Source organism: Colwellia sp., from assembly GCF_013215345.1.
In the GTDB taxonomy this organism is placed as follows: Bacteria; Pseudomonadota; Gammaproteobacteria; order Enterobacterales; family Alteromonadaceae; genus Colwellia.
The window spans coordinates 1-4,405 of the sequence record NZ_JABSOV010000144.1; the positions used below are offsets into that span (position 1 = coordinate 1).

Sequence of the window (4,405 nt, forward strand, 5' to 3'; positions counted from 1 at the left end):
GGCTTGTATAGCCGTGCGGAAAGCGCCGGTTTTAAGGGGCAATAGGCCTCGACCACGGCTGCGGGTTCCTTCGGGAAACATCCATATCGAAAGCTTATCTTTTTTTATTTTATCTGCTGTTAGCTGTATGGTATTCATCGCTTTATTAGTATTTTTACGATCAATTAGAATATTACCGGTTAACCAATACATTTGCCCAAAAAAAGGTATCCACTTGAGACTTTTTTTACCGACACTGACCGTGCCTGGCAATACGGCATTAGCCACGGTAAAAAGATCATAGCTGTTTTGATGATTTGACAACCAAACCACAGGGCCGATATTTTTAACAGACTCAGGAATTCTCACTTCCATTTCAACACCCAATAATTTAGGGATTTTCCCTAAAAATCTGGCCGTATGATAAACGTTATCACGATGAAAAGGACGCAATAAACAATAGAAAATAGAAATAGTGCAAATGATGACCAACGCCAAGGTCATTAAAATAATACGTATTACAGCTAGCAAAAAAAGCTCCCGCATTGGTAGCTAAAGAAAGATTATTGGCGAGTATACAGAAAAAACAAATAATAGGGTAAAGCTATTAACTTTTTAAACTAGAAATGGTTGATGATATAAAAACAGTCCAATAGAACGAAGCGGAATACCTCGTAATATTGAACGCTATTTAGCGACTAAGTTATACAGCTAAGACGATATATTATTAAACATATAGCCTTGTCCCCAAACCGTTTCAATTTGATTCTTCTGCATGCCAGCTTGGGTCAATTTTTCACGCAATTGCGACATTCTGACATCTAGGGTACGCTCAACACCGTTATATACTCGGCGAAGCAAGCTGCTGTAGAGCTGATCTCGAGATAATATTTTGCCTTGATGCTCAAGTAGTGCTTTCAATAAATTAAATTCAAAGGTAGTTAATTTCACAACCTCACCGTTGATAAAGCATTTTTGTGACTTGGGCTGTAAACAAACATCCCCCACAGTTAAACTGGCTAACTCAACTTGATTTATTTTACTGTTTTGGCGGCGAAATAAAGCCTCTATTCGTATCATTAAAACACGACTATTAATCGGCTTAAGTAAGTAATCATCAGCCCCTAGCGTAAAAGCGTCTATATGTTCTTGTTCGCTATTCTTGCTTGAAACAACCACTAGCAGACCATCGTATAGCGCCCTAATATCGCGAATTATCAGCAATTGAATACTGTCAGCAAAACCTACATCTAACACTATCATATTAGGTCGATGGTCAATTAAGTAACATTTCAATTCTTGGCTAAGCACTTCGCCGGTGCGAATCTTTGTCGTTTGGTGGCCAAAGTTAGCAGCATGAATTGCAAAGGATTTACTTAGATATTGATCATTTTCAATCAATAATAGCTTTTTTTGTGATTGATTATTCTGGTTAGTTTCAAGTGCTTGTGTATTTTCAACAAGCTCTATACTTGATGCCATGACAGACTCCTTAAAATTAAACGACTTAGATTTGATTACTAAAGTATAAAATCAAAGGCGACAAGAGACTGTAATAGCTTGTTACGTAACAGTAACAACTTGCAAGGATGATAAGTTGTTAGAATATTAAGAGATTAATTATTTTTGGAAGAATAAAAAGTCATGCGCTTTAACACTAACCGATACTTGTTGCTTTAATGAAAGCACACTATCACTGTATAAGCTTAATTTGTTAAATGACAAGGTCTGATCAGGCACTGAGCTTTCAAGACTACTTAAGTAGTAATGATAACCTTGCTCAGTAACACTGATGTAGTCAACTTGCGCATTGGCTTTATGATTTTCTGCAACTTCGGTATCGAGTAATAACTGCGCTGGTTTTACCAATAAATAAGCGAAATCTTGCTGTTCAATACTCACTGTATCGACATCAAGTAGGCCGAGTAAACTCTGTGCTCCCGTTGCATCAAGCTGACACGGCAACCAACTACCAAGCTGAAGAAAGTCTGCCACTTGATAGCTATTAGGTTGTTGGCAAATAACGCTGGGGGCATCAAACTGTAATAACTTGCCTTGTGCCATCACCGCCATTTTATCGGCAAAAGTAAACACTTCATCTTTGTTATGGGTGACAAAGATGGCTGTCATATCAAATTGCTTTAATAACTGCCTGATCTCGACCATTAATTCATTTCTAAGACGAGCATCAATATTTGAAAATGGCTCATCAAGCAAAAGTAATTTAGGTTTTGGTGCTAATGCCCGGGCAATTGCTACCCGCTGTTGCTGGCCACCAGAAAGTTGATGAATATAGCTATTACTATATTCTTCTAGCTTTAAGATAGTAAGTAAGTCATTAATTTGTTTATCTTGCTCAGCCTTACTTAGTTTACTAATACCAAAGGCGATATTCTCTTGCACCGTTAAGTGTGGAAAAAGGGCGTAATCTTGGAAAATCATGCCTACTTGACGGTTTTCTGCTGGCACGCAGCTGTTATTATCACTGAGGGTAAGTTCATCAATAACTATCTTGCCATGACTTGGCTTACTAAAACCAGCGATGGCATTGAGCAAGGTAGTTTTTCCGCAACCACTGGCACCAACAAGCCCTAAGATCTCACCTTTATTCAGACTAAGATCTAGCTCAGATAAAACAACATTGTCTTGTAATGTTATCGAAAGTTGTTGGATAGTTAACAACACCGTCATACTTTTTCCTTGCTCTTATTTAGTAGCACTATTGGTAATAAACCAAACAACACGATAAGGATTGCGCCTAAGGCACCTTGCTCTAGCATTTCATCAGAAATAAGCTGATAGATTTGGCTACTTAGTGTTTCAAAATTAAAAGGTCGTAGCAATAATACTGCCGGTAACTCTTTCATTGCCTCAACAAAAACTAATAACCATGCCACCAGTATTGCTGGCGTTAAAATAGGTAAATGTACCTTAGTTAAACTGCCCGTTAAATTCACCCCTAATGATGCAGGAGCATAATCTAAGGATTGCGGTATTTGTTTGATACCACTGATAATGGTGCCATTGGCTATGGCAGAAAAACGTACTACCAAGGCAAATATGATGGCGAACAATGAGCCGGATAAAATTAAGCCTGGTGGTGCAAAACCCAGAAACTCAGCAATATCATTAAGCCAGTGATCTAGCGGTCCTAAAGTCGATAACATTGCCATGGCAAGTACAGTGCCCGGTATCGCGTAGCCAAACCCTGATATTTGCAGGGGAAACTGGCGATACTTATCGCTATGCAAACGCTGATATAGACCTAATGACAAAGCAATCAATACTGCAACGGTCGCAGCAATCACTGAAATTTTCAAGGAATTAACACCCGTAGACATTAACATCGATAATTGGGCTACATCGCTGTACTGCACCGCCATAACGATTAATAACGTCAGGGGCAGTAAAAAACCAAAAATAACTAGGGTCCAGCAAAAAATGCTGCCAATAACCTGCTGGCTAAAAGATAACTGTATTAACTCTCTTGATAAGTTAGGTCGAGCGCTTTGATGTCTTAATCCTGCCCTACTACGTTGTTCGGCTAATACCACAAACAGTACCAATAACATCAACACACTTGCTAAAGCATTGGCCGCGCCAAGATCGCCATAACCAAGCCAGGTATCATATATCGCTGTGGTTAAGGTATTAACGGCAAAATATTGCACGGTAGCAAAATCAGCTAAGGTTTCCATCAATACTAAGCTCGCGGCAACCGCAATAGCAGGTCTTGCCAAAGGGAGCGCAACTTTAAAGAAACTCTGTTTAGCCGTTAAGCCAAGAAGTCGGCTGGCTCGAATTAAGTTCTGATCCTGTTGCTCAAATGCACCACGAGTCAGCATATAAATATAAGGAAATAATACCAAAGCCAGCATTAAAGCCGCGCCTGGCAAAGTACGAATATCAAAAAACCAGTAATCACTTGGTGCTTGCCAACCAAACCAGGCTCGAAGACTGCGCTGTACCGGGCCGGCGTAATCAAATAGGTCAGTATAAAGATAAGCAACTAAATAGGCTGGCATTGCTAAAGGTAACAATAATAACCAGCGCAACTGCTTTTTAAAAATGAGATTCGTTTGGGTAATGATCGCGGCACTGAACACGCCAAAGATTAACGCGAGCAACACCACTAAGAAAGCGAGTAATAAGGTATTTTCAAGATAAGTTGGCAGTACTGTTTGCCACAAATGGCTAAACAGTTGCGTTGACGCGCTAATACCACCGACTAGCATAACCAACACTGGTACGGTAAGTACCAGTGCAATTATATAGCTAGATAACTTCCATGTTTTACTGTTATACAGTGCTATCACAAATCAAACTGTGCTTGATCTAGCAGCTTTAATGCTACTTTACGGTTTTTAGCAATATCTTCTAACGGTAAAGTATCCGCTTTATAGCTGCCCCATGAAGCAACTAACTT

Annotated in this window: 4 protein-coding genes and 1 pseudogene; all 5 read right to left on the bottom strand. The window is 39.5% G+C overall.

Annotated elements, in window-relative coordinates:
• Positions 1 to 510: 1-acylglycerol-3-phosphate O-acyltransferase (locus tag HRT50_RS16205; protein ID WP_291616376.1), on the bottom strand; the 510-nt coding region annotated here is incomplete at its 3' end.
• Between the two features lie 180 nt (positions 511 to 690).
• On the bottom strand, positions 691 to 1,461 hold the full coding sequence (locus HRT50_RS16210; protein ID WP_291616378.1) for a response regulator transcription factor: 771 nt from the start codon (positions 1,459 to 1,461) through the stop codon (positions 691 to 693).
• Between the two features lie 138 nt (positions 1,462 to 1,599).
• Positions 1,600 to 2,670 (bottom strand): ABC transporter ATP-binding protein, encoded by a 1,071-nt coding sequence (locus HRT50_RS16215; protein WP_291616379.1) that lies wholly within the window; start codon positions 2,668 to 2,670, stop codon positions 1,600 to 1,602.
• The gene (locus HRT50_RS16220; protein WP_291616381.1) at positions 2,667 to 4,295 is read right to left on the bottom strand and encodes an iron ABC transporter permease; all 1,629 of its coding nucleotides are present in this window, start codon (positions 4,293 to 4,295) and stop codon (positions 2,667 to 2,669) included. The genes HRT50_RS16215 and HRT50_RS16220 overlap by 4 nt, the downstream gene beginning before the upstream one ends.
• A pseudogene (locus tag HRT50_RS16225) lies at positions 4,292 to 4,405 on the bottom strand (iron ABC transporter substrate-binding protein); the annotation flags it as partial. The gene HRT50_RS16220 and the pseudogene HRT50_RS16225, both read right to left, overlap by 4 nt.

Coding starts and splice junctions, on each gene's coding strand:
- HRT50_RS16210 (WP_291616378.1), bottom strand. CDS start 1,461: ATGGCATCAAGTATAGAGCTTGTTGAAAATACACAAGCACTTGAAACT.
- HRT50_RS16215 (WP_291616379.1), bottom strand. CDS start 2,670: ATGACGGTGTTGTTAACTATCCAACAACTTTCGATAACATTACAAGAC.